This window comes from Peribacillus sp. (assembly GCF_059453735.1).
Window position 1 is genome coordinate 1 of the sequence record NZ_JAZVJO010000529.1, and the last position, 5,211, is coordinate 5,211.

Annotated in this window: 8 protein-coding genes; all 8 read left to right on the forward strand. The window is 38.9% G+C overall.

The window, feature by feature from the left end:
* Positions 1–261, forward strand: a 261-nt coding sequence (locus AC52RT_RS17575; protein WP_495541948.1) for a flagellar basal body-associated FliL family protein, incomplete at its 5' end; no start/stop codon positions are given.
* A gap of 36 nt (positions 262–297) precedes the next feature.
* On the forward strand, positions 298–1,296 hold the full coding sequence (gene fliM, locus AC52RT_RS17580) for a flagellar motor switch protein FliM (protein WP_495541949.1): 999 nt from the start codon (positions 298–300) through the stop codon (positions 1,294–1,296).
* Positions 1,286–2,509, forward strand: coding sequence for a flagellar motor switch phosphatase FliY (gene fliY, locus AC52RT_RS17585; protein WP_495541950.1), 1,224 nt, complete (start codon positions 1,286–1,288; stop codon positions 2,507–2,509). Before fliM ends, fliY begins: the two co-directional genes overlap by 11 nt.
* A gap of 15 nt (positions 2,510–2,524) precedes the next feature.
* Positions 2,525–2,887, forward strand: coding sequence for a response regulator (locus tag AC52RT_RS17590; protein ID WP_495541951.1), 363 nt, complete (start codon positions 2,525–2,527; stop codon positions 2,885–2,887).
* A gap of 21 nt (positions 2,888–2,908) precedes the next feature.
* Positions 2,909–3,565 (forward strand): flagellar biosynthetic protein FliO, encoded by a 657-nt coding sequence (locus tag AC52RT_RS17595; protein ID WP_495541952.1) that lies wholly within the window; start codon positions 2,909–2,911, stop codon positions 3,563–3,565.
* Positions 3,558–4,223, forward strand: a complete 666-nt coding sequence (gene fliP, locus AC52RT_RS17600; protein WP_495541953.1) for a flagellar type III secretion system pore protein FliP — start codon at positions 3,558–3,560, stop codon at positions 4,221–4,223. Before AC52RT_RS17595 ends, fliP begins: the two co-directional genes overlap by 8 nt.
* Before the next feature lie 13 nt (positions 4,224–4,236).
* Positions 4,237–4,506, forward strand: coding sequence for a flagellar biosynthesis protein FliQ (gene fliQ, locus AC52RT_RS17605; RefSeq protein WP_495541954.1), 270 nt, complete (start codon positions 4,237–4,239; stop codon positions 4,504–4,506).
* 3 nt (positions 4,507–4,509) lie between these two features.
* On the forward strand, positions 4,510–5,211 hold a 702-nt coding region (gene fliR / locus AC52RT_RS17610), incomplete at its 3' end, for a flagellar biosynthetic protein FliR (RefSeq protein ID WP_495541955.1).

Below are 5,211 nucleotides of genomic sequence, written 5' to 3' on the forward strand. Positions count from 1 at the left end.
ACAAATTTGGCAAGCGGAGATTTCATTAGAATGGCTTTCACCATTCAAACAGACAGTAAAAAAGCTAAAAAGGAACTAGAACAAAGAAATTTTCAAGTGAATAATATTATAATTACCGAGCTTTCTGAAATGAAGGAAGAAGAACTTACAGGAAAAAAAGGGAAAGAACAATTTCAGGCATCATTAAAAGAAAAGATTAGTCACTTGATGCAAGATGGAAAGGTCGAACAAGTTTATATTACCTCCTCAATCCTGCAATAAATACAGAAATCGAGAGAAGTTTTGGAGGTGACGTTGTTGTCAAGTGAAGTATTATCGCAGTCGGAGATTGATGCCTTGCTCTCTGCTATTTCTACTGGAGAAATGGATGCAGAAGAATTAAAAAAGGAAGAGTCCATCAAAAAGGTTAAATCATATGATTTTAAAAGGGCTTTACGTTTTTCAAAGGATCAAATAAGAAGTTTAACGAGATTACACGAAAATTTCGCAAGATTACTAACGACTTATTTTTCTGCTCAATTACGTACATATGTTCAAATATCAGTTGCTTCTGTCGATCAAATACCGTATGAAGAATTTATCCGCTCAATACCTAAAATGACAATTCTCAATGTCTACGAGGTACAACCGCTGGATGGCCGCATTGTAATGGAGATTAACCCACATATTGCCTATGCCATGATGGATCGAGTTCTTGGAGGTAGAGGGGTCAGTACAAATAAGGTTGAAAATTTAACTGAAATTGAAACGAAAATCATGTCCAATCTTTTTGAAAAAGGATTTGAAAATCTACAAGAAGCGTGGGCTACCTTAATCGACATAGAACCGGTCTTAACGGAATTTGAGGTTAATCCACAATTTGTCCAAATGGTCTCACCTAATGAAACGGTTATTGTCATTTCATTGAACTCGCAAATTGGTGATACAAGTGGAATGATTAATATTTGTATACCTCATGTTGTTCTAGAACCAATCATGCCAAAGCTTTCAGCTCATTATTGGCTTGCATCTTCCAAAAAGGAACGACTTCCAGAAGAAAGTCTAATCCTGGAAAAAAGAATTAGGAAGGCCTCGTTGCCATTAACTGCCGAACTCGGCGTAACTGAGATATCGATTCAGGATTTTTTACAACTCGCGGTTGGAGATGTAATTGAATTGAAACAGGGAATCGATCGTCCTCTTACCATAAAAGTAGGCGAGGTTCCAAAATATGTCGGCCAGCCAGGTAAGATTGGAAAAAAATTAGCTATCCAGATTATTGATACTGTGAAAGGAGTAGACGAAGATGATGAGTGAAGACATGCTTTCACAGGATGAAATAGATGCTCTTTTACGAGGTACTGACGATATAGAAACAAGTGAAGCACCATTAATCGATAGTTACTTATCGTTAATGGAACAAGACACCCTAGGGGAAATAGGAAATATTTCTTTTGGGAGCTCAGCCACTGCTTTGTCGACTTTATTAAACCAAAAGGTTGAAATTACAACACCCAATGTAACGCTTGTTGAAAGATCAAGAATAGCAGATGAATTTCCACAGCCCTACGTGGCGATCCAAGTCAGCTATACAATGGGTTTCTCAGGTATAAATTTGCTTGTAATCAAGCAAAGTGATGCGGCAATTATTGCTGACTTAATGTTGGGAGGAACAGGTACTAATACAACCGTTGATCTTGGTGAAATCCAGTTAAGTGCCGTTCAAGAAGCAATGAATCAAATGATGGGTTCAGCTGCGACCTCTATGTCAACAATTTTTAATAAGAAAGTAGATATTTCTCCGCCAAGTGTCGATCTACTGGATTTTGAACATGGCAAAGGTGAAGGATCTATTCCAAACGAGAATTTATTTGTGAAGATATCGTTTCGACTTAAGGTTGGTGACCTGATTGATTCTAATATTATGCAGTTGCTTCCGTATGAATTTTCACAGAGCCTAGTTAATGAATTACTGAATCCTAAGCCTCCTGTTGAAACGCCTGTTAGTAATCTTTCAAAACCAGAACGAACTACTTCAACGGAACAACCAATTAATACTGTACAGGGAGATGCAGAAAGGCGAACTTCTTCTATGAATGAGCCTGGAAATGAACAGCACCAAAGTTATCAAACCCAGACTATGGATTCGCAACGTCCATCCCAGCCACAGTATTTTGGGTCTTCAAATACCCTTGCAGGGGAGCCAATAAATGTACAGCCGGCAAGTTTTTCGAGTTTTCAGCCCTATCAAATGGAGCGTAATGAAGCGAGTAATCTCAATATGCTGCTCGATATCCCACTGAATGTAACAGTAGAGCTTGGAAGGACGAAGCGTTCCGTGAAAGAAATTCTAGAGTTGTCACCCGGATCAATTATTGAACTGGATAAGCTGGCTGGAGAACCAGTCGATATATTAGTAAATAACCGCCTGATTGCCACAGGAGAAGTGGTCGTAATAGATGAGAACTTTGGCGTACGTGTTACCGATATTGTCAGTCAGACAGATCGCTTGAAAAACTTAGATAAATAATTGGGGGAACTACTAATGGGACACAAAATTTTAATCGTTGATGATGCGGCGTTTATGAGAATGATGATTAAAGATATATTATCAAAAAATGGATTTGAAATCGTAGGGGAAGCTGCTGATGGAGTTCAAGCTGTTGAAAAATACCGGGAAACGCAGCCTGATCTAGTAACGATGGATATTACCATGCCAGAAATGGACGGGATCACTGCATTAAAAGAAATCAAAAAAATTAACCCTAATGCAAAGGTCATTATGTGTTCTGCGATGGGCCAGCAAGCAATGGTTATTGACGCAATCCAAGCAGGAGCTAAGGACTTCATTGTGAAGCCTTTCCAAGCTGATCGTGTTCTTGAAGCCATTAATAAAACATTAAGCTAATTGCTAAGAGGTGGCCCTATCTTGCTTTCTATAAAAAAAATACTTCTTATCCTGCTGGTTCTTTTTTTCGGCCAGCAGGGTATGCAGGTTCAGGCAGAAAATATTGAGAAAAGTGTAAAAGACGGTTATTCAGAAATAGAGGATACTCCGAACAAAACGGATGCACTTGATGAAACAAAGACGGGTGAAAAAAGTGATGAATCAGGAAGTATAGGCATTACCTTTCTGGACATGGTTCGGACGGTTGCTGCGTTGGTATTTGTAATCGTCCTTTTATATTTATTACTTCAGTTTGTTAATAAAAAGAGCAAAGCCTATCAAAAAGCAAATACCGTTGAAAATTTAGGCGGAACAAGTCTTGGTTCTAATCGATCTGTTCAGATTATTAAAGTTGGTCAGCGCATTCTTGTTGTCGGTGTCGGAGAAAATATCCAGCTGTTAAAGGAAATTGATGATAAAGGCGAGTATGAACAGATTCTTAACGATCATAATCAAAAAATAGATCAAATGATTCGTCCTGCGGATATTCTCTCAAAGTGGAGAGACAAACTAAAAGGAGGAGGAAGCCCCTCCAAAAGTTTTTCTTCGCAATTTAAAAAGCAGGTACTAGAGCTGACGAAGGACCGTAAAAAGGCACTGGGTGCGCACGATAAGAAAGGAAGAAACATGGATGAATGATGTAATGGAGCTGTTTGCTAACAGTGAAACCGCCAATGTTTCTACTTCTATTAAGCTCATTTTAATGCTGACGGTTCTATCACTCGCCCCGAGTATTTTAATTTTAATGACATGTTTTACGAGAATCGTTATTGTACTTGGATTTGTCAGGACGTCACTGGCGACACAACAGATGCCGCCGAACCAGGTTATCGTTGGTCTAGCTATGTTCATTACGTTCTTCGTAATGGCGCCGACATTTCAAGAAGTCAATCAACAAGCATTGACGCCTCTGTTAGAAGAAAAAATTGAATTAGATGAAGCCTATGAGCTTGCTGCTGCACCATTTAAGGAATTTATGAGTGCGCATACCCGGGAAAAGGACTTGGCACTGTTTTTAAACTATGCCAAGATCGATAAACCCAAAACAATACAGGATATCCCGCTAACGGCACTTGTGCCTGCTTATGCGATTAGTGAAATAAAAACGGCCTTCCAAATTGGGTTTATGATTTTTATTCCCTTTTTAGTGATTGATATGGTCATTGCCAGCGTCCTTATGTCAATGGGGATGATGATGCTTCCGCCCGTTATGATTTCACTTCCGTTTAAAATTCTCTTATTTGTTCTTGTAGATGGCTGGTATTTAGTAGTGAAATCATTATTACAAAGTTTTTAGGATGTGAATAAGCATGACACCTGAGACAGTCATTGATGTGGCAAAACAGGGTATATATACAGTCCTTATTGTGAGCGGACCCTTACTGATTATTGCGCTTGCTGTGGGTCTCTTGGTAAGTATTTTCCAAGCGACTACTCAAATACAGGAACAGACGCTTGCCTTTGTTCCTAAGATTGTTGCTGTATTAGCAGGTCTAGTCATTTTTGGACCTTGGATGCTGAGCCATATGCTATCGTATGCCAATGAAATATTCAGTAATTTAAATAGATTTGTAGGGTAGCAGATGGAGGATTTACTACAGAATTTTCCGGCTTTTTTATTAGTGCTGGTCCGAGTTTCAGCTTTCTTTATTATGATGCCGTTCTTTTCGTACCGGACGATTCCAGCCTCACATCGGTTAGGTCTTAGCTTATTTTTAGCCTGGATTATGTACTATACGATCGATGTGCCGGTATTAGAGCTAGATTCAGTGTACTTTCTTCTTATTTTAAAAGAAGCACTGGTGGGTTTGTTCATAGGGTTTGCAGCTTTTATGATAATGACCGTCGTACAAATTGCTGGTGGTTTCATTGATTTTCAGATGGGTTTTTCGATTGCCAATGTTATTGATCCGCAATCAGGTACACAAAGTCCATTAACTGGACAGTATTTATATACTATTGCTTTACTGCTATTACTTTCGTTGAATGGTCACCATTTATTACTCGATGGGATCTTTTATAGTTATCAATATGTTCCAATGGATCAATTGTTCGTACCATTTGGTAATGAAGCCTTAATGGAATACTTCGTTAAAGCCTTTAACCAAACATTCATCGTTGCGCTGCAAATGTCTATTCCTGTAGTCGGCTGTCTGTTTTTAGTCGATGTTGGACTTGGAATTGTCGCGCGGACCGTTCCGCAATTTAATATTTTTGTTGTCGGAATTCCGGTCAAGATTATCGCGAGTTTTATGATGCTGTTAGTCGTAATGGGAATGATGATG

Bases quoted from the DNA above. Each gene is read 5' to 3' on its own strand.
- fliP (WP_495541953.1), top strand. From the start codon at position 3,558: ATGAATGATGTAATGGAGCTGTTTGCTAACAGTGAAACCGCCAATGTT.
- AC52RT_RS17590 (WP_495541951.1), top strand. From the start codon at position 2,525: ATGGGACACAAAATTTTAATCGTTGATGATGCGGCGTTTATGAGAATG.
- fliQ (WP_495541954.1), top strand. From the start codon at position 4,237: ATGACACCTGAGACAGTCATTGATGTGGCAAAACAGGGTATATATACA.
- fliY (WP_495541950.1), top strand. From the start codon at position 1,286: ATGATGAGTGAAGACATGCTTTCACAGGATGAAATAGATGCTCTTTTA.